A 20,319-nucleotide genomic window follows, 5' to 3' on the forward strand; every position below is an offset into this window, starting at 1 on the left:
CTTGAGATTATAAAGTTAATTTAAAACCTATTGAATATGTTCTGCTGCTCGGGTATGAGAAAATATCAACTCCTCTTCTAGAAGCGTCAGAACCAAAGGCGTTTACATCCGGATCAAACCAACTATAACCTGTAATCGTGAATACGTTTGTTACTGTACCGAAAACAGACAAATTGCTAATACCTTTTATGACTGAACCGAAATTGTAGTTTAAGTTGATCGTTTTTAGTCTGAAGTAAGAACCATCTTCTACATAACGGTCGGAGAGTTTCATGTCACGGGTCATTGCAGTAGTGACGCGAGGCCATTTGGCGTTAGCTGCATTCTCTGGTGTCCAGCGGGAATCATAAGCATCTTGAGTGATGTTTGCAATACTGCTCATTCCGATATTTGTCAAGTTACCATTAAAAATATCATTACCATGAGTACCTTGGAAGAACAATCCCAGAGTCAGATTTTTCCATCGTAAATTGGCATTCAGCCCGTAAATAAAGTCTGGATTAGTATCACCGATGATAGCTCGGTCTTCTGACGTTATTTTTCCGTCATTGTTTTTGTCCAGGTATTTGATTTCACCGATCATTCTGCGAGCCTCATCATCAGATGCTTTGGCATATATTGGATCTGCACGGACTTCTGCTATATTATCATAGAAGCCGTCTTCTATATAGCCGAAGAGTGTTCCGATAGGTAATCCATTTCTTTGCAGAAAGACTTCTTTGGCACTATACCATAATTGGTTAGCATATTGATCGGCCGTTAAACCTCCGATTTCATTTTTATTAAAAGAGATGTTACCGTCGAAGTCTAAGGTCCAGTCTTTTTTATCTAATGCAATGATTTTACCGGTTAGCTCAAGTCCTTTGTTTTTTACATGACCGAAATTCGTCCACATGGTAGTATAACCGGTACTATTCGGTATAGATACATTTTGTAGCAGGTCATTAGTTTTTTTATAATAATAGTTAGCTGATAAACTAATCCTGTTATTCCAGAATCCCATGTCGAGTCCGACATTATATTGGTCGGTTGTTTCCCATTTGAGTTTGTCATTCAAAGGACCTTTGTAAGTTTGTCCTGCAAATCCACTGCTCAATGTTCCGTCCAGAGGGTAATTGGATGGTGCAAGTGAAGCGATGGTCTGGTAACTGCTGATCGCTTGATTACCGGTTTGACCGTAGCTGAATCGCAACTTTAAGTTACTGAATATATTTAGGTTTTTGATGAATTCTTCTTCAGATATAGTCCATGCTACTGCTCCTGAAGCGAAGTTCGCGAATTTATTTCCGGGAGCGAAACGGCTTGAACCATCACGACGGAACGATGCTGTGAAAATATAGCGATCCTTGAGTGTATAGTTGGCGCGTCCTAATAAGGAGACTAGAACTGCTTGTCCTCGATAGCTGGCTGGTGTCTCAATATTTAATGCCTGGCTCATATCGAAGTCCTGTGTGATGTCAGTCGGGAAGTTGGACGCATTCATTGTTTTGCCACCCCAGTCTGATTTTTCGTAAGTGAAACCGGCTACTACATTGAGATGATGTAGTTTGTTGAATGTCTTATCGAAAGTAACCAATGATTCTGCTGTTAAGTTCTGCCAGAAATTGTCGCTTTTACCAGCTCGTCCGTTGGAAGCTTTACCTTCTCCTGTTTCACGATTGTAGTAACTTGCACGATCGTTTACTGAATAACTGATACCTAGATTCTGACGGAATTTCAAACAGTCGAAGATTTTAATCTCGGCAAACGCAGAAGTAAATACATTGATTGACTTCAGCTCATCTTTAGCTGTATTAACGTATGTACGTGGATTGGCTGACAACCATGCATAAGAATCATCTTCTGTCTTGTCTCCTACATATAATGTCGGTAAATAAAGCATGGCAGAACGGATGATACTATAATCATAAGAATTTGACTTGGCAAACTTAGTTAACGAACGGGTGAAGTTGATATTTAGTCCCGTATTTAACCAGGGTTTCACATGGCTTCCGATGTTGGCACGAACAGCAAAACGTTCATAACCAGAATTCTTGATAATACCTGTCTGGTCTGTATAGTTGCCTGAAAATGCATAGTTGCTCTTTTCATTTCCTCCTGATACACTAAGATTGTATTCCTGTGTTAATGCATCTTGTAGGATCTCGTCCATCCAGTTGGTACCCTCTACCCATTCTTTATTGCCGTATTCGTCTTCGCGATAACCCGGATTGAGATAATCTTCCGGTGAAGCATAGTATTTACCGGAGTTGGGAACGATTTTATCGTTCTCGTCGCGACGGTAGTTCCATTTACCACGATAAGGAAGGTATGAATAAGGAAGATTGTCATAAGCAGCTCCATTGATTACACCCTCATTTACATAATTAGCATAGGTGTAAGCATCCAGCATTTTAACCATTTTGGCTATTTTGGAAAGTCCGAAATTGGTCGAGAACTCAACTTTAGCGTCTCCGGCACGACCTCTTTTAGTGGTAATCAATACGACACCATTCGCTCCGCGAGAACCGTAAATGGCTGTTGCCGAAGCATCCTTTAAAATGTCGATTGATTCGATGTCATTAGGATTGATCAATGACAGAGGATTAGTGGTGGAGTTGTTGCCCTCGTTGGCTTTACTGCTTGGAGTATCTCCTACTTCAAACGGAATACCGTCGACAATGTAAAGTGGTTGTGAATTTGTAGAGAATGAGTTAGCACCACGGATGGTGATACTTACACCTGAACCGGGAGCACCGTCACTCTGGTTTACTTGTACACCAGCTAATTTTCCTTGTAGGGCTTGGGAGATGCTGGTCGGGTTACCAAGCATCAAGTCATCACTTTTAATAGAAGCAACGGCTCCGGATAAATCTTTTTTCCTCATTGTACCATAGCCGATAACTACTACTTCATCCAAAGATTGAGTATCATCTTTGAGTGAAACATTGATTGTTTTACGGTTTCCTACAGTGACTTCTGTTGTTTTATAACCGATAAAAGTATACTGAAGAACAGATTTTTGGCTTTCTACTGTTATAGTATATTTACCATTTAAATCACTGATGGTACCATTGTTTTTTTTAACTCCTAACTCAACAATATTAACTCCGGGAAGAGGTTCACCTTTACTGTCTGTTACAGTACCTTTAATTTCAATACCTGCTGCTGATGCAGCTGTATTTATCATCCAGAACATAATCAAAAAGAGCCAGACTCCTTTTGATCCTTTTAGCATCCGCACTTTTGAGCGGGGAAAAGAAAAGAGATTCTTTTTCATTTTTATCAAATTTAAAATTAACTTTAGTATAAAATCTCGTATATTTATTATTGATGCAAAGCTAGTAAATAAGGAATGTAAATTATTGACGTTATTTGCCTAAAACTGATATTATTTTATCATTCTTTATTTTTATAAATATGTGAGTTGTATTGTCGGATAAACTTACGGCTTTGACGTCCTGCAGGTTTTATTAAAGACTCGTCCCATCCTCCGTTTTTGTTTGCTCGCGGAAGAATCATGGAGCAAGTTTCGTTCTTGTCTGAAATGGACCAGTTAACCCAGCTGATCTTTTTGCTTTCCAGCCATTCTACCCAACGGGTCCATTCTGGTATATCTAATGGGCCATCGCCAGTACATTCCATGCCTGCACATTCAGACACAAAAATGGGAATTCCTTTTTCCCATGCTGCTTCAGCTCTATCCCGTAACTCTTGTTTATGAGTGGCGGCATAGAAATGGAGGGTATACATTATATTATCGGATCCTTCTAAAGGACTTTCTGCTACCAGGTGTAAGTCTTGGTCCCAGTGTGGGCTGCCTACAAGAATAATATTATCAGGATCATATTTACGTATTTCAGAGATAATATCAGTTGCATATTCTTTCACACTTTCCCAACTGTCTTCCATAGGTTCGTTGTATATTTCATAAATAATATGAGGATATTTTCCGTATTTCTGTGCCATCATTGAGAAAAATGCTTTTGCTTCTTTTTTTTGTGGATAATAAGTATGCCAGTCGATTATTATATAGAGGTCGTTTTTAATTGCCGCTTTAATCACTTTATTCATGCATTTTAATGCAAATTCCGGATTTTCAATGTAGTTGTCTTCAATAACTGTTCCCATGGCGGCGCGTAAAACGGTACATTTCCAATCTTTTTTCAACCATTTCACAGATTGCTTATTGTAAAATCTGGGCCATAGGTTGTGCCAGCCATAACTAACCCCTCTTAATACAATAGGGTCTCCGGTTTGGCTGCATAATTGATTACCTTTTACTTGTAGTTGTCCCCATTGTTTTACAGGATCTTTACTGTAACTGAATAATGATATCATGGAGAATAAGGTGATAAACAAAATGACTTTCTTCATTTTCATAATAAATTAGGTATAACATATAAGATGGACGTTGCAAAGTAAGCACAAAAAAAATATGTAAAAAAGTGCTTTGTTATCATATACTGATACTTTTCTTACTATTTATTTAAGGCAAGAGTATATTACCTTATTATATATATACAAAAAAGATTAAGCCGGAAAATAAATATGATAACAGATGGCTTGAAGGTTAAAATAGTATATTGATTTGATAATAAAGTGGTTGTATGCTTATATAAGTTGCCGTACTTTTATGAATTAAATTTTATAGATAGATTCATGTTTTATTTTATATTTATCACCTTATGAAAAGAAGTATTTTTTTAGTTTGTTTTGTTGTTTTCGGGGTTGTGTCATTGTCGGCAATTGGCTCGATAGTCTCTGTAGCACAGTCGGGTTGGCAGACTGATAGTATATCTTATGGTATATCTCGAATGGTTGATATTGCATCTTTGCCCCTGTTAGATCGTGGAATCTCTGTCCATTATGAAGGTAGTATTGATAAAAGAGGAAAGAATGCCGACTGGGACTGGAGTCTTTACCAGGATCAACGTGGAGAATGGGTAATATTTGATGTTGATGGTCCGGGATGTATTTATAATCTTGTACAACATCGCTATATGAGTTCAAGTGATCCGCTCTTCCGTTTTTATTTTGATGGAGAAGAAACACCTCGTTTTAGTTTACATTTATCTGAATTCGGAGAGAAAGAGCCTTTTATAAAACCTTTGGCTGAAAGTTATATTGGCCCGTTTGATAACGGAAGAGGGCCCATACGTGTTGCACGGAGTTTTGTTCCAATGCCGTTTAACAAGGGATGCCGTGTAACTACCGATGTGAAACTGGAAGGTTATGAAAGAACCAAAGGTGAAGGAGGTTGGGGACATGTTGTATACCACACTTATGCGGACAATGGTATCAAGACCTTTACCGGGAAGGAGAATTATGATACTTTGATACAATTATGGAAGAAACAAGGTAGTAATCTTTTGTGCAAAGATCAATTGGCATATCATCGTAAGTCGGAACAAAAGATTAATGCTGGCGAATCCATTACTTTATTGGATGAAAAAGGAGAGGGAGCTATTGGTTCTTTAAAATTTTATCTTCCGGAGATTAATGAGCAGCACTTGCAGGATGTATGGATTCATATGTTTTGGGATGCTCATCAGCAACCCGATATTTCTTGTCCTTTAGCGTGTTTGGGAGGCAACTCTTTGGGCTTTCACGATACCAACTATTTGCTGTCAGGATATAACACAGACGGTTGGTTTTATAATTATTTTCCAATGCCATATTGGAAGCATGCGAAGATAATAATTGAAAATCGTAGTGGCGTTCCTGTTTCTTTGGGATTCTCAGAAATAGCTGTTTCCAGGTCGGTTTATCCCACATCTAATACCGGATACTTTCGTAATACACCATATTATACCCGAAAACATGTGGCAGGAATAGATAGTCCGATAGCTGCTATTCAAGGAAGAGGGAAGATGGTTGCTGCTCATGTTACATGTCATGCCGAACGTTCACATATCATTTCTTGCGAGGGGGATGTTCGTGTATATATTGACGGCAAACGAACACCACAAGTTGAGAGTGACGGTTCTGAAAGTTATGTTTGTTATGGTTGGGGATTCCCGACCCCGCCTGAAGTGCATCCAATGGGAGGGTATGACGGTCTTTCGGATAACCCATGGTCTATGACTCGTTTTTGTATAGGCGATAGTTATCCTTTCTATTCAGAACTGAAGTTTGGAATAGAGTCGGGCGAATATAACAATCAGTATTTGGAACACTCGGGTACTATATTCTATTATGGTCAAGATAAAAATGTACTGGTGAAAACTGATAGTTTGGATTTAAACTCTTCTCGTTCTATTAAACGGCACTCTTATAAAGCTATGGGTAATGTACGCAGAACAAAATTGGAAAGTTTCTTTGAGGGAAATGAGGATCGTATTTTATATGTAGGAGAAACCGTCCGGTTTGAAAGTTTTAGTAGTTTTAGAGTGAATATATCTTCTCAAAATGAAGGAGTGCGTTTGCGTAGGTTGAGCGACCAAAACGATGTTCGACAAGCAGCCCGTGTTTTTGTTGATGGTGAAGAGGTTACAGAACGTTTATGGTATGTAGCTGATAGTAACCCTTATAAACGCTGGCTGGAAGATGACTTTGAAATTCCAGCCAAGTATACTAAGGGAAAGAAATCATTAAATATTCGTATCGTACCAGTTTCTATGTCTAAAGAGGGAAAAAATACTTGGAATGAAGCTGAATATCAGGTGTTTTGTTATAATAATTAAATATTATAAATCAATACCACCGTGTACGCCACATAACAAAGTATCATAATCCCTCCTTCGATTCTTGTGATAGTCCTTTTGGCAAAGAACAGCCCGAATAACCAGAGCAGGATACCGGAACCTACTAGCGTAAACAGGTCGAAGTTGGTAATTCCGCTAAGACGGAGAGGAGTGATGCTGGCGCTACATCCCAGTACAAAGAATATATTGAAGAGGTTACTACCGATCACATTTCCAATGGCAATTTCCGGATTCTTCTTTAATGCGGCAACGATAGACGTAGCCAGTTCAGGAAGAGAAGTACCTCCTGCAACCAGTGTCAATCCGATAATCGATTCGCTGACACCCAGGTTGCGGGCGATGCCTGTGGCGCCGTCAACAAACAACTGACCTCCAAAAATGAGGGCAGCCAAACCTCCGATGATATAAAGAATGGATTTCCACCAGGGGAGTGATTTGATTTCTGTCTCCTCTTCTATGGTCGGAGCTTCTATCTGTCCCGCCTGTTCTGTTGTGCTCGGCTTGGAGGCGATGGCAAAGGTGTAACCCATGAAGATAACAAAAAAACAAAGCAATAATAAGCCGTCTACTCTGTTCAGGATATTCTCCGGAGCTTTATCCAGGAATACATCATTGGCACAAATCAGCAAGACAATAGAAGAAAGTATGCAGAGTGGTATCTCTTTTCTAAGTGTATTGCGGGTGATGACAATCGGGGCGAATAAGGCCGTGCAGCCCACAATCATCAACGTATTGAAAATGTTACTTCCCACCACGTTGCCTATGGCAATATCCGCGCTGCCTTTGATGGCAGAAGATACACTGACCGTCAGTTCCGGGGCAGAAGTGCCGAATGCAACGATGGTAAGTCCGATCACGATGGGAGGGATATGAAAACGCTTGGCTACCGAGGCGGCACCGTCTGTTAATCCGTTGGCTCCTAGAAGAATGAGGATTAATCCCCCGATAAGTAATAATATATTCATGCTTTTTTCTCTTTTAGTGGCAAAGATAATCAATTTGGAAATGGTAATGTCAAAAACAATCCGTATGTTTGCTCTGTTTTTAATGAAATGTTAGATTAACCTTAATTATAATCAAGGAATATAAGGTATGGAAATAAATAAAATAAAACGGTCGTTACTGGTGTTGTTCTTTTCTTTCCTGGCAATCGGGGCGCAAGCACAGTTGGAACAGGCGGTTAAGAAGATATTTGCCGGAGATACAATAACGGGCGGACATGTTCCTTTGAAACGGGATTCGGACTCTATCCATCTGGTAAATATGCAGAAATCATTGGAAGAAGCCCGGCTCAATGAGGCGAATATGAGGATGGAAATGGAGCAGATGAAACTCCAGATGGCTACCGCCGACTCCGTAAAATATGCACAGCAACGACAGCGTATCGACTCCCTGCGGCAGTTCACAAAAGGAATACCGGTAGTGGCGGACGGTGATACCTTATTTTACCTTTTCACCAAACGGGGTGGATATACTCCCCAGCAACGTGCCCAAATGACCGGTGCGGCAATTGAAGAAATAGGAAGACGCTTCAATCTACAACCCGATTCTGTGGCTATCGACCATTCGGACATAGTTTCCGATTTGATGTACGGCAGCAAAGTATTGCTTTCTCTTACCGATCAGGATGCCTTATGGGAAGGAGTTTCCCGTGATTCGCTAGCTAAGGAAAGACAGCAGAGTGTCATTACCAAACTGCATGAGATGAAAGCCGAGCACGGACTTTGGCGAATGGCAAAGCGTGTGCTCTATTTTGTGTTGGTAATTACAGGACAGTATTTCCTGTTCCGCTTGACCAACTGGTTGTTCCGTAAACTGAAAGCGCGTATCCTGCGCCTGAAAGACACGAAGATAAAACCGGTAGCCATCCAGGGATATGAATTGCTGGATGCGCAGAAACAGGCGAATCTGTTAGTATTCCTGTCCAGTATCGGGCGGTATATACTGATGGGATTGCAGCTACTGTTTACCGTACCGTTGATTTTTATCATCTTCCCACAGACAGAAGGACTGGCATATCAACTGTTGGGCTATATATGGAATCCGATTCGCGGTATCTTTGTGGGTATTATCGATTATGTGCCCAAACTGTTTACCATCATCGTCATCTGGTATGCCGTGAAGTATTTGGTACGTCTCGTCTTGTATCTGGCACGTGAAGTGGAAGCAGGACGACTCAAAATCAACGGCTTCTATCCGGACTGGGCGATGCCGACTTTCCATATCGCCCGTTTCCTGCTCTATGCATTTATGATTGCGATGATTTATCCTTATCTTCCGGGCTCCGATTCCGGTGTGTTCCAAGGGATTTCGGTATTTGTCGGATTGATCGTTTCGCTCGGATCAAGTACGGTTATCGGTAATATTATTGCCGGACTGGTGATTACTTATATGCGTCCGTTCAAGATGGGCGACCGGATCAAATTGAATGATACCACCGGAGATATCATCGAAAAAACTCCTCTTGTCACCCGCATCCGGACTCCTAAAAATGAGGTTGTGACTGTTCCCAATTCATTTATCATGTCGTCTCATACAGTAAACTACAGTACTTCGGCGCGTGAATATGGATTGATTATTCACTCGGAAGTATCTATCGGTTATGATATTCCCTGGCGGCAGGTTAATCAGATACTGATTGATGCTGCGTTGAACACTCCCGGAGTGGTGGATGATCCGCGTCCGTTTGTGTTGGAAACTTCGTTGAGCGACTGGTATCCGGTCTATCAAATTAATGCTTATATCAAACAGGCAGATAAGATGGCACAGATTTATTCGGATTTGCATCAGAACATTCAGGATAAATTTAATGAGGCCGGCATTGAAATTATGTCACCGCACTATATGGCAGTTCGGGATGGGAATGAATCGACAATTCAGAAAGGCGCTGTGAAAAACAGCGGTCCTGCGAAGACAGCGGAGCAGGGTGATGTATCGGAAAAGGCATAGAGTTACGTCCCGATGATGATTGCGCATCCGGAGAACACTAATAAGATGAAGTAAGTAGCTGACTATTGGTTGGCTGCAAACGTATATTATCCCACAAAATAGGTTCAAGGGTAATTATATAAAGAAGCGTCCCTTTCATCGCGAAAGGAACGCCTCGGGTTGTGTGTTTTTTCACTGAGAGTAGAATTTATATCATCAAGAGAATTTATTTCTTTCGGGTCACCGTATAAAGTATATTCCCTTTTTTATCTATCATACGAAGGTTGAGCTCTTTTTTGTCGATAGAGCAGACAGAGAAACCCGGTTCGGGGCTGCAGAACTTTGTACCTTCGATAGGTTCCACTTTGCGTGCCAGTGAGCCGGAGGAGTTAACGACATAATCGATGTCACTTCCCGGAACCCGGATATGCTGGAAGTTATGGATGTGTCCGCAGATGTACATATCTACCTTGTGCTTGCGTAAGATGGTGTCAACCCGTTTCTGCATGTCCAGTCGTTCGCTTTCCTCTTTGGGAGTATAAGCGTAGATGGGATGGTGTCCGGCTACGATAACCCAGTCTTCTTTTGCATTGGCAAGCACAGATTCCAGCCAGGATAGTTGCTTGTTGACATCCTGTTTGCAGGCATCGGGATATTTATCACTTTCCTGGCGGTATTTCTCAATCAGAGGAGTCGTGTCAATCCAGACGATGCGGATGGTGGCACCTTTCTCTTCGAATGTTTGGGTGTAATAACGGGCGGGCATTGTCCAGCGGCGGCTGATATGGGTGTAATCCAATACGGCTTGCGTGTTTCCGCGATATTCATGGTTTCCCAGGATAGGGAACCAGTCGATCATTAGTTCCGGATGGGAGTAGATTAATTCGTAGTTGGTCATCCACAAAGGGTCGTTCACGCTGCGAACTCCTTCGAAGTGATGGACATCTCCGGTGGCCAGAACAAATTCAGGACCGATCTCTTCGCCCATCGTACCCATTAATTCGGCTATTGGCTTTTGGTCGTAATATCCGTTGCGGCCTAAATCATTCGCTACGTAGAAGTTAAACTTCTTGTCAAATATAGAGTAGTCCGTCAACTGTGCCTGAACGAATGTACAGACGGAGACTAATGCGAGAATCAATAAACTCTTAATTTTCATATTCATATTCTGTTGTATATTAGTTGTTTATATATAGATAGTTATTCTGAATCTTTTGGCTTGTTGGTTTAAAAGGAAGAGAACGTTTCTTTTAAACCAATGCTCTGTTCCTTTTAAACCAACGGGGGCTTCCTTTTAAAGGAATGAATATCGTTGTTTGGCTCGCATCAGAAGTTCACTTTTACGCCGGCGTTTATCTTTACACCGTAGTGTTCAGACTGCATGGTACGGTCTTTAGTGCCCTGATAATAACGCAATGGTTGGTTCAATAAGTTGGTAGCATCTGCGTAGAATGTTGTTTTGAACTTCTTGCCGAATGTATAGCTTGCGTTCAGGTCCATATAGTTCACGGCATCATAGTAACGGTCTAGTGCGGCAACTTCTCCCATTTCGTCGATAAAGCTGGATGCAAAGTTGTAGGAGAGACGTACGTTAAAACCTTTCTTTTCGAAGTAGAGTGAGGCGTTTGCCGTATGTTCGGGAGAACCGGGTAAGGAGAGGTCTTTCTCATTTTCGCGCCCTTCGAAATTGAAGTTGTTCACTTTGGTGTGAGTGTAGGTGTATGTACCGTAAAATCCGATGCATTTCAATGCCGGAGCGATGAAGCTGAAATCACGTTGATAAGCCAGTTCCACACCAAGCAAGTCGGCATCACCTGCGTTTTTGGGTTGGGTGAACTTCTTGTATTCATTGTTTTGGTAGGTATAGTCACCAATCACCTGATCGACAATGAAATCGTTGATTTTCTTATAGAAGATACCTGCACTGACCAGACCGACGCTCTTGAAATAGTAATCGGCACTTAAATCGAAGTTGTATGAGAGGGTGGGAGTCAGGTCAGAATTACCCATCACGAGTTCATTGTCGCTGCGGTTGATATTGACACATGGAATTAATGCGGAATATTTGGGGCGGCTCAATGTTTCTGTGAAAGAGGCGCGAACTTTGAAATCATCGGTCACATCGTATTTCAATAATACGCTGGGGAGCCAGTTGACATAGTTGTTTTTATGATCTCCGGTCGGTTCAAGCGTTTCGTTTTCCTCTTCATCCACCATCCAGTTCCAGCCGTCGTATTTGATATGAGTGGCTTCCATGCGGAGACCCAGCATCATTTTTAGTTTCTTTCCCAGGTTTTGGTCGAAGCGGAAAAAAGCGGAAGTCACATTCTCTTTAGCATGATAGTTGCCGGAAGATTCTTCGAGCACCTGTTCACCCTCCATGTTTTTCAGGTCGAGCGAACCCAGATATTCTTTGGATACGAAATCGGTGGCTTTATACTGATTGCCGGGCATGAAGCCGTCGCGAATCTCACTCGTGAGGTTGTCCATATACGCTGTTTTGTATGCATCCTTGTAGGCGTCTGCGTAGTCGTAGACGGTTACATCGCGATTTTTAGTCTTGGATGCATATTTGGCTCCGAATTTCAGGCTGTTTCCATAGATTCCGTTGGCCAGCGGCAGTTCGAAATCTACTTTGAACTTCAGGTCTTTTTCGTAGATTTCCTGGTTGCTTTCGGTTAGTTCTTTCACTTTCCATTTTCCTCTTTCACCGTCCACTTCTCCGTTGTGCAGGTTTACATCGGTTGTCACATACGGAAAACGGCCGCCTGCATCCACGATGTCAAATCCGAGAAAGTCTTGTTTCAGATTGAAGTATCTTTCGTTCGGACGGTCTTCGCTGGCACGTGCGTAAGAAGCTCCCCAGTTCATTGACAGTTTGCCGAACTGATGTTCTCCGCCCAGGCTGAAATCCATTGTCTGTTGCAGTTCCAAGCGGGCGTTTTTGTTGTTGGGAGTACCTCCCTTAGTCTCTATTTGGGCAGATTGCTGCATTTCGCCTTCATCGTCCGGTCCTGTTTTGTCGAGGTCTTTGTAGGTGACGCGATAGCGGTTTTCCCAGTCGTGACGGCGGTTGTAGATGCCTTGCAGTGTCAGTCGGTGATTCGGGTTTATTTCGTAATCGAAAGCCAGTGAGTAGCTTTGGCGTTCACGTGTCACGTAGTACTGGCGTTTTTGTGCTTCTACCATTACTACTTCTCCTTTCTTATTCACATCGTATTCAAATTCTACATCATCCGAACCTACCGGAGCATTTTGATAAGAAACGGCTGCCATCATTCCCAATTTGTCGTTGAAGAAGCGGTCGCCATAAGTGAAACCCAGGTTCAGTTGGGCTTTCTGGCTAATCCAGTTGTATCCGGTTCCTGCTGTGGCACTGATGGTTCGTTTATAAGGAGTACTTTTAGTAATCAGATTGATAGAACCGCCAATGGCATCTCCATCCATATCCGAGGTGACTACCTTGCTTACTTCGATGGTTTGTATCATATCGGCAGGAATAAGGTCGAGCTGCACATTACGTGTGTCGCCTTCGGCAGAAGGGAGACGGTTGCCGTTGATTGTTACAGAACTAAGATCGGCCGAAGTTCCGCGTACTTGTCCGAAGCGGGCTTCTCCCTGATCGTATTGTACGTTAATACCATTGATACGCTTCAGTGCGTCTCCGATATTGGAGTCAGGGAATTTACCCACCTGATCGGCTGAAACGACATTGGTGATCCCTAGTGTGTTCTTCTGCGAGTTGATGGCGCGGCGTTGCCCCTGAAAAGCTCCGCCTACTACTACCTCTTGCAGTTCGAGTCCTTCATTCAGGATTACGTCTTTTTCGAGTGTCTTTCCGGCCGGAATGGTGATTTTCATTTCAACGGGTGAGTAGCCTACGTAGCTTACTTTTACGGTGTATGTGCCCGGAGTAAGATTGGCGAAAGTATAATAACCGTTGACATCACTGGTCACCCCGGTATGTAGCTTTTCGATATAGATGGATGCTCCCGGAAGGGTCTGTTTGGAAGTATCTACGATGCGTCCGCGGATAGTGCCTTGTTTGACTACGTTCACTTTTTCTTCTGCGAAAGTGTTACCGCTTGTGCTCATGACCAAAAGAACAAATGAGACAAATTTCAAAAATCGTTTCATAAATGTTAGCGTGCGTTAATTATTTGCTGCAAAAGTAGAGGGTTGACGTTTCTTACTTTTTACAGTTGGTTGAAGAACGCGTAACAAATATGCTACGTTTGTATTACAGCTTCCGGAACCGGTGATTGACGGGTTTTCTATCCTGGGAAACTATGGATTTTGCGGAAATGCATAGGCTGTATCAGATTATATCAGGATTGGGCTCCGGTATTACTGTTGTGTTCCGTATAATGAATATCAAAACGTCCGTTAGTCAGCCGTTTGCCGTTACCGAATGTGACACTGATAATTTTCATTTCTGTGTCGAAACGGCTTATGAAAGCTGTTCCGTCTTCCAGCTCTTCTCTTCCGAACTCTATATCGGTAATCGTTGATTCTTTGCCTTCTTGGGGCGATAAAATAGTGAAAGATAGATTGATACCGGGCTTTACGGAAACACTAACAGAGAGTTTGTCTTCTTCTGTGTAATAGTGGAATGAATCATACGTCCATACATACGAGTGTCCCCAATTCAGGTATCGCCCTCCCACATAAATCCAGCCGTCCATCAGGCAACCGAATGTGTTGGCTCCTGTAGTGGTGGCAGAAGGCAAAACGGTGATGTCGATCGATTCATCTTCCGTTTCTTTACAGCTCCAGAGGCTGATGATGGAAAAGAGAATGAGTATATATTTCTTCATAGTGCTTTTTTTAGTGGATGTTAGAAATAATAGGATAATCCCGTAGTGATGTTTAGTCGCGTGAGGTTGACATCATCATTTGAATTGAGTTTTACAGTAACCTTTTCTTCGTGATAGTAAGTCCTTATTCTAAGTAGCTCACTATACATATATTGTACTCCTAAACTGACTCCCAGGTTGGAATTCAGCTTATAGGTAAGATTGGCATTGGTGAGGAGACCGATAGTGAAGGCTCTCACTTTTCGTGTGTTGCCGAATACCTCGCTGTTGTTCCGCAGAATGACTCCGCCGGGACCGGTTGTCACCCGGATTTGCCAATGTTTGGTATTGGCATTACACATTCCGATTTGCGTGCCGATGAAATGAACCCATAAATGGTCTTTTCCTTCAGGATGGCTTCCTTTGGAAGAAAATCCGGTGTAGATTCCTCCGAAGATAAAGCGTTTGAGAGGACGGAAATGGTATTGTCCATCCCAGCTTACGCCTTGTGCAAGTGTACGTTGGTAGCTGTGGGTACTTAACGTTAGTGTGGGAGGATTATGAAACATCACACCGTAGCCGGCATGGAACGAGAACTCATGTCGCTCAAAATCTCTCTGTGAGAAAAGTGGAGTGTGACAGGACAGAGTGAATACGATTAATAATAGAATCGCTTTTATGGGTGTTTGATTCATCTGAATTAGTTTAGATTGTGTTTCTTTTCGCAAAAATAGCAAATAGTTCAGACTTTCTCACAGCGGATGATAACTTTTTGTCCATTATTTAATGTGCTGGCAAATAAGTAGGTATCTCCTCCCTCTGTCAGATGGAGCCGTTTGCGAAGTTCGGCTACTGTGGCGGGAAAGTTGCGGACAGTCACATTTGCTTTTTTCAGGTCTGCCAGATTCTCTTTTACTTCTTTTTTATTGAAACTGCACTGGTTGACAATCCGGAAGATTCTTCCGGGGAAGTTTTCAATAAAAGTATCGGAGGTATAAAGATGACTGTTGGGATGCAGTTTCCGGACGGGGTAGGCTGCGGCAATGCTGCGGAAGGCACCGGCTTTCAGAAGAGATGCATTCGGTTCGTAAAGGTAATCGCCTAAAGAATCGGTATAAGTACATTGGCTACGCTGCTCCTGTTCGCGGGTGAATACGAAGTGCTGTTCTTCTTGAGTCCCTTTCGTGAAGAGGTTTACACAATGAATGGTGATTTCCGCCGGTGATGTTTGTCCGAGTAGGATGAGTAGTTCCTTACATTCGTTGTTGACGGATAGGATATGAACTTCCTGTGTATGTTTCAGCTCTTTCAGTGCCAATGAAAGATCGAGCATGGGAGAGAGTTTTATCATTATCCGGCTGGCTTTGCTAAGCAGAAGATCTTCAAGCTCGGCTACGTTCGGTTCGCAGTCGGCGATGGAGACCGTTTTTCCGCCGTGTTCATTGCGGCGGGCAGGGTCGAGGAAGATACAATCTACGGGGGACATTGTTTGCAGATAGGCTACTCCATCCTCATTTCTTACGTTTATATGGTTTAGATTCAGGATGGGAAAGTTGTGTGCCGCTATTTCACAAAGCTCTTCCTGGCGTTCTACATAAGTGGCGGACTTGAATCCGGTGGCAAGAAAAGAACAGTCTATGCCGAAGCCTCCGGTGAGGTCGGTCAGCGAATCTCCCTGAAAAAGACGGGCTTTGTAGCGGGCAGTGATTTCAGAAGAGCATTGCTCTAGCGACAGATGTTTCGGATACCATATCTCTTCTATTTCTCGCCATGAAGGAATCTTTTCGGCGGCAACCTGTCTTCCTGCAATTTGGGTGATGGCAGTCGGCATATTTATATCCGGATACTTTTTAGCTTGTAAAGCTAGTGTACGTACATCGTCCGATGAATGTTCGCGGATAAAAAGTTGAGTTTCGGGGGAGATTTGTATCATGGCGTTATTGTGTTATAGGATATTACAATGAATCGTTGAGCACCGGTTATGATCTTGCTGAGCGCCGATTTATGGTATTAACTTATATTTCTGTCTGGCTACATCCCGGCTGCAAAAATTGAAATGCCACCACTCGCTGGGTAATGCACGAAACCCGGCTTCTTTCATTACTTTTCGCAGCAGTATCCGGTTCTGACGTTCTGTTTCACTCATTTTTCCGTTATGTACCAGTTCGTTTTCGTTTGTGATGTGTGCTTCCACACCTAAATGGTCTACTTGGGTTCCCATAGGTAAAGGCTGCCCTAAAGAGTCTTGAATACTGATGTCTACTGCCAGTCCGTAGTTGTGTAGTCCGCCTCCACGGTTTGGGTTAGAGACATATTTGTATTTGGATGTTCCTTTCACTACGTTCCACATCTTCTTTTGTACCGACATGGGGCGGGCTGCATCGTAAATGATAAGACTATAAGACGGGTGAAGCTCTTTCAAGGCTTTTTGTGCTTCTATAAGAGCGTATGCCGCATCCGGATGCAAATAGGCTTCCGTTAAGTTGTCGTAAAGCACTTCGCCAGTGAAATTATCAGCTTGCGTATACATTAACTTAACAACGAGGCTGCTATCCAGATCGGTTACGTTGACGAGTCCCAGTGAATCCATGTAGAGAGCCATTGCGCTTCGCTTTGGCGGTGGCGGTAAGACGGTGGCACTTTCTTCGCCGGATTGCATATCGTCCGTCGTATATTCATATTCCGTCAGGGCGGGGTTCTCCTTTTCCTTTTGGCTGGAAAAGAAGGAGCATCCTGTCAGCAGCAAACAGAAGATAGCTAAACTATATTTTAGAATAATCATTCAACCTTTTGTATTTAGTGTGCCAAAGATACTTCTTTTTGGCTTTTGCTCCAATAAGCTACCTTTAAATCCTGATTGTTTAAGTGGTCAGGTCGTGCCACTATATTGGCACAGTTATGTCTCTACGTTGGCACAACTTTGCCACTTCGATGGCACAGCCGTGCCAATACGGTGGCACAAAGTAAGAGATTAAGTAGTTGCAACAATCTTCTTAATGTTGGATATTAGCCACTGCTTTCTTCAGATTAGCGCCCCCTTTCCAAACATCCAACAGGTGCAAAACCTGTTCGTCTTTGGCTTTGCTGTGGTTGATTGATAACAGTTCCGCATAGATCTCCAACAACTTCTTTAAATCTTTGATCGGCTTCTCCGGAAGTCCGGTCAGCATTGCTACGATTAGATTCTCCAATTCCCGGTTGTGCAGGGGACTGACATTCATCATTTGTTGCTGTATCAGGTCGGTGAGTCTTTTCAGCGGTCCCCAGCCGGTATGTTGATGTGAACCTAAGATTTTACCTATGCGCTTACTGTCTATGCATCCTTTGCCGACACGGTCTATCCAGATTTCGGCGGCATAAGAACGGGAAGTCTTATCTGCTACCAACATACAACTGGCTTCCAGTATGTAAGACGCCTCATGCCAGGTGTGTCTTAACTGATGAAGTGCTTCGATGGTGGCTTTGGTGATGCCTATTTCCCTAACCTCATTTAACATCGGATCGTAAATGGCACTGCGGATACACCATACTAATAATGGTTCCGGCATATTGGGAGTTAACCATGCTAAACGTGGCAAGTCATTTTGTATATCGTCGAAGCGCTCTATCAGCGGATACATTTCGACCACTAACGGATGCGAATCGTATGAATGGTAACTGATTCTCTCATTATATTCATCTTTATTGACGACATGAGAGTTTTTGCTTTCCGGAATATCGAAAGTAAGAGTTGCGGAGGTCCATTCTACTACTTGCTTGTTGTAATCGGTATATGAGTGAGTACGCAGATAAGTTCTCCACGTAAAGTTTCCAGTCAGGAACTCGCGTGGACCTTTATTGTATGAGAAATCTTTGAATTCGGAGTAGATTGTTTCCGGCGACTTGATTAGTCCTGCTGTCATCCACCAGGAAGGATGGGTGAAGGGTGCTTGAGGGAGTGCGTTTTCTGCTCCCAACAAGAAAGAAAGTAAACGTTGGTATTCTCCCTTTAAGTCTTGAAGGAGGATAGGGAGCTCTTGTGATGAATCATCCAGTGCCATTCGCGAGAGTGCCGTTTGCATATCCATATCGTCTGGCTCGGCGTTTGCCTGCTGATATTGTTTTAATCTTTCTATCAGGGTTGCCGGGGCAATAAACATAGGCATATGGGTGGGAGTGGACAATAGGGGTAAAGGTTTCTCCTTACTCTCCAAAAGATCTAGTGTCCGGCATAATAGCTGCTTGTGAACAGGGAATTTCTCTTTTTGGTTCGTTTTCTGACGGATGGTGAGTTTCTGCAGATTACGATAGTTCCATTTACCTTTCTGCAGTTCGTCTTTCTGTACCATTTTCTGATGCAAGTCACTTAGCTCTTTTGCTTCTTTAGGGAAGCGTTTAACCAGTAGCTTTGCATAGTCAAGGAGGAAAGTTGCCATTAGTTGGTCTAATAGGCCGTTTCGTGAACTTCCTCCGCTTATCAGTAGTTTGTAAGCGCGTTGAAGGATGGGTGTCCATTGTGAGATTTGTTTTGTGTCTTGTTGATGGTCCCATTGCACTAAGGCGCCGAGGAGCAGGTCGAAATGATAGATCTCGTTCCCATCCAGCACTTGGCTGGCAAGAAATAGCAGGTCTTCGGGGGAAGCAATTTCCTGTATTCGGTTGTCCTCACGGATGATGGGGAGTATCGGTTCATACATGAAAGAGGCGGAATTGTTGTCGGGCTGTCCGAAGTGTGCGGGAGTCGCCTTATTATGGGCAGAAGTATCGTCAGACTCGTTATTCTCCAGATAAGCCTTCAGTTCTTTTTTAGTGTTTGCCAACATCGTTTCTGTATATACGGAGAGTGCTTCTCTTAATGTGGCAGATTCCGTCTCTCCATACGCCAGGATCAGTTTGACTATTTTGCTTTGAGTAGATTCTTCCCGGCTCATCAACCCTTGTGCGGCAACACAACAGATGGCGTCACGAAATTCTTTTCTTTCTTTTGCCAGTTTATTGAGTACGGCCAATGTGTTTTGGTGAATTGCCTTCACATCTGAAGCGAAAAGAACGGAAGTCTGACTTAGAAACTCTTCGATCCGAAATTGCGGATGATTGCATAAGCCCTTCAGCAGTCCGAGCATGATATTGACCGGGCGGCTGTGAGGGGCGGACAGGACGGCTAATATTTCCGGTTGTAACGCGAGTTGTTCTTCTATGCTGGGGGTAAGTGCGGTAAACATGCCTGCAAACCAGCCGCATAGGTTCTTGTTCATATTTCGGTTGACAGCGAGCAGAGATTCTCTTAATACACGCATACGGTCTAGTTTCCCGTTTTCGATAAGATATTTGTAAGGATAGTAGGGGTGTCCGCCATTTCGGTTATCCATCCAGTTCTGTCCACAGTCGTACTCAAAGAGATACCAAATATGTTCTTTAAGTGTGATTTCGCGTTTTTGCAGTATAGCAGTGGTGTTGATGTAGCTTACCAGATAACCCGCAATGGTTTGTGGAGAAGGTGTCACAGTAAGTATTCCCTGCTCTATCCAATCCATCAGGACTTCGTAATCCATTCCGTAGAAACCGCCGAATTCTTTGCCTTCACCTTCTTTGAAGAAGCTGTCGAGCCAGGAGGGGACGTACCACGGGATCAATTCATTCAGTTGCTCGGTGTTGATTCCCCATTGGTGTTTACGGAATTCTTTCAGCGAATAGATAACGAGAGCGGTAAGATTGATGATACGATGCTGTGCGGAAGTCCCCCGTGTACCGTATGTGTTCTCGTTAAGTTGCACGAATTTACTGTAGTATTCTTCCAGTTTGTTCAGGCGGGGTACCAGGCTCTTTCGTTCTTCCTGTGTGAGTCCTTGCAGAAAGGGGATGATGGCATCACCCTGTTGCTTTTCTACTATTTCGTTGAGGCGTTCTTCTAGGGTCATAATCATGAATTA

General features: G+C 43.0%; 12 protein-coding genes. 2 read left to right on the forward strand and 10 right to left on the reverse strand.

The window, feature by feature from the left end:
* Nucleotides 1–7: 7 nt before the first annotated feature.
* Both HMPREF0106_RS22625 and HMPREF0106_RS22620 read right to left on the reverse strand, forming a co-directional pair.
* Entirely contained in the window at nt 8–3,259 is a 3,252-nt protein-coding gene (locus HMPREF0106_RS22625; protein ID WP_009038868.1) for a SusC/RagA family TonB-linked outer membrane protein, read from the reverse strand.
* A 119-nt stretch (nt 3,260–3,378) separates the two neighbouring features.
* Complete coding sequence (locus HMPREF0106_RS22620) at nt 3,379–4,356, reverse strand: glycoside hydrolase family 5 protein (protein ID WP_008997599.1); 978 nt, start codon at nt 4,354–4,356, stop codon at nt 3,379–3,381.
* 311 nt (nt 4,357–4,667) lie between these two features.
* On the opposite strand from HMPREF0106_RS22620, the gene HMPREF0106_RS22615 reads away from it, so the two are divergent.
* The gene (locus HMPREF0106_RS22615) at nt 4,668–6,665 is read left to right on the forward strand and encodes a DUF2961 domain-containing protein (protein ID WP_008770544.1); all 1,998 of its coding nucleotides are present in this window, start codon (nt 4,668–4,670) and stop codon (nt 6,663–6,665) included.
* Here the strand turns inward: HMPREF0106_RS22615 and HMPREF0106_RS22610 are convergent.
* A complete protein-coding gene (locus HMPREF0106_RS22610; RefSeq protein WP_004317083.1) occupies nt 6,662–7,651 on the reverse strand; it encodes a calcium/sodium antiporter in 990 nt (329 codons plus the stop codon). The two genes, HMPREF0106_RS22615 and HMPREF0106_RS22610, sit on opposite strands and share 4 nt — an antisense overlap.
* Nucleotides 7,652–7,778: 127 nt before the next feature.
* Between HMPREF0106_RS22610 and HMPREF0106_RS22605 the strand changes: the two genes are divergently transcribed.
* Nucleotides 7,779–9,635, forward strand: a complete 1,857-nt coding sequence (locus HMPREF0106_RS22605; protein WP_004317084.1) for a mechanosensitive ion channel family protein — start codon at nt 7,779–7,781, stop codon at nt 9,633–9,635.
* Nucleotides 9,636–9,840: 205 nt separating this feature from the next.
* On the opposite strand, the gene HMPREF0106_RS22600 is transcribed toward HMPREF0106_RS22605, so the two are convergent.
* From HMPREF0106_RS22600 to HMPREF0106_RS22570, 7 genes are all read right to left on the reverse strand, one after another.
* On the reverse strand, nt 9,841–10,773 hold the full coding sequence (locus HMPREF0106_RS22600) for a metallophosphoesterase (protein ID WP_004317085.1): 933 nt from the start codon (nt 10,771–10,773) through the stop codon (nt 9,841–9,843).
* A gap of 167 nt (nt 10,774–10,940) precedes the next feature.
* Nucleotides 10,941–13,751 (reverse strand): TonB-dependent receptor, encoded by a 2,811-nt coding sequence (locus tag HMPREF0106_RS22595; RefSeq protein ID WP_008997600.1) that lies wholly within the window; start codon nt 13,749–13,751, stop codon nt 10,941–10,943.
* A gap of 191 nt (nt 13,752–13,942) precedes the next feature.
* The gene (locus HMPREF0106_RS22590; RefSeq protein ID WP_004317088.1) at nt 13,943–14,431 is read right to left on the reverse strand and encodes a hypothetical protein; all 489 of its coding nucleotides are present in this window, start codon (nt 14,429–14,431) and stop codon (nt 13,943–13,945) included.
* Between the two features lie 20 nt (nt 14,432–14,451).
* Entirely contained in the window at nt 14,452–15,105 is a 654-nt protein-coding gene (locus HMPREF0106_RS22585) for a hypothetical protein (protein WP_004317090.1), read from the reverse strand.
* A 47-nt stretch (nt 15,106–15,152) separates the two neighbouring features.
* Nucleotides 15,153–16,343, reverse strand: coding sequence for a class I SAM-dependent methyltransferase (locus HMPREF0106_RS22580; protein ID WP_009038869.1), 1,191 nt, complete (start codon nt 16,341–16,343; stop codon nt 15,153–15,155).
* Between the two features lie 69 nt (nt 16,344–16,412).
* The gene (locus HMPREF0106_RS22575; protein ID WP_009038870.1) at nt 16,413–17,192 is read right to left on the reverse strand and encodes a M15 family metallopeptidase; all 780 of its coding nucleotides are present in this window, start codon (nt 17,190–17,192) and stop codon (nt 16,413–16,415) included.
* A 211-nt stretch (nt 17,193–17,403) separates the two neighbouring features.
* On the reverse strand, nt 17,404–20,307 hold the full coding sequence (locus tag HMPREF0106_RS22570) for a DUF6493 family protein (protein WP_032850984.1): 2,904 nt from the start codon (nt 20,305–20,307) through the stop codon (nt 17,404–17,406).
* Nucleotides 20,308–20,319 lie beyond the last annotated feature (12 nt).

The organism is Bacteroides sp. D22, from assembly GCF_000163675.1.
GTDB classification, from domain to species: Bacteria; Bacteroidota; Bacteroidia; order Bacteroidales; family Bacteroidaceae; genus Bacteroides; species Bacteroides xylanisolvens.

Bases quoted from the DNA above. Each gene is read 5' to 3' on its own strand.
- HMPREF0106_RS22620 (WP_008997599.1), bottom strand. From the start codon at position 4,356: ATGAAGAAAGTCATTTTGTTTATCACCTTATTCTCCATGATATCATTA.
- HMPREF0106_RS22615 (WP_008770544.1), top strand. From the start codon at position 4,668: ATGAAAAGAAGTATTTTTTTAGTTTGTTTTGTTGTTTTCGGGGTTGTG.
- HMPREF0106_RS22605 (WP_004317084.1), top strand. From the start codon at position 7,779: ATGGAAATAAATAAAATAAAACGGTCGTTACTGGTGTTGTTCTTTTCT.
- HMPREF0106_RS22585 (WP_004317090.1), bottom strand. From the start codon at position 15,105: ATGAATCAAACACCCATAAAAGCGATTCTATTATTAATCGTATTCACT.
- HMPREF0106_RS22625 (WP_009038868.1), bottom strand. From the start codon at position 3,259: ATGAAAAAGAATCTCTTTTCTTTTCCCCGCTCAAAAGTGCGGATGCTA.
- HMPREF0106_RS22590 (WP_004317088.1), bottom strand. From the start codon at position 14,431: ATGAAGAAATATATACTCATTCTCTTTTCCATCATCAGCCTCTGGAGC.
- HMPREF0106_RS22570 (WP_032850984.1), bottom strand. From the start codon at position 20,307: ATGACCCTAGAAGAACGCCTCAACGAAATAGTAGAAAAGCAACAGGGT.
- HMPREF0106_RS22610 (WP_004317083.1), bottom strand. From the start codon at position 7,651: ATGAATATATTATTACTTATCGGGGGATTAATCCTCATTCTTCTAGGA.
- HMPREF0106_RS22600 (WP_004317085.1), bottom strand. From the start codon at position 10,773: ATGAAAATTAAGAGTTTATTGATTCTCGCATTAGTCTCCGTCTGTACA.
- HMPREF0106_RS22575 (WP_009038870.1), bottom strand. From the start codon at position 17,192: ATGATTATTCTAAAATATAGTTTAGCTATCTTCTGTTTGCTGCTGACA.
- HMPREF0106_RS22580 (WP_009038869.1), bottom strand. From the start codon at position 16,343: ATGATACAAATCTCCCCCGAAACTCAACTTTTTATCCGCGAACATTCA.
- HMPREF0106_RS22595 (WP_008997600.1), bottom strand. From the start codon at position 13,751: ATGAAACGATTTTTGAAATTTGTCTCATTTGTTCTTTTGGTCATGAGC.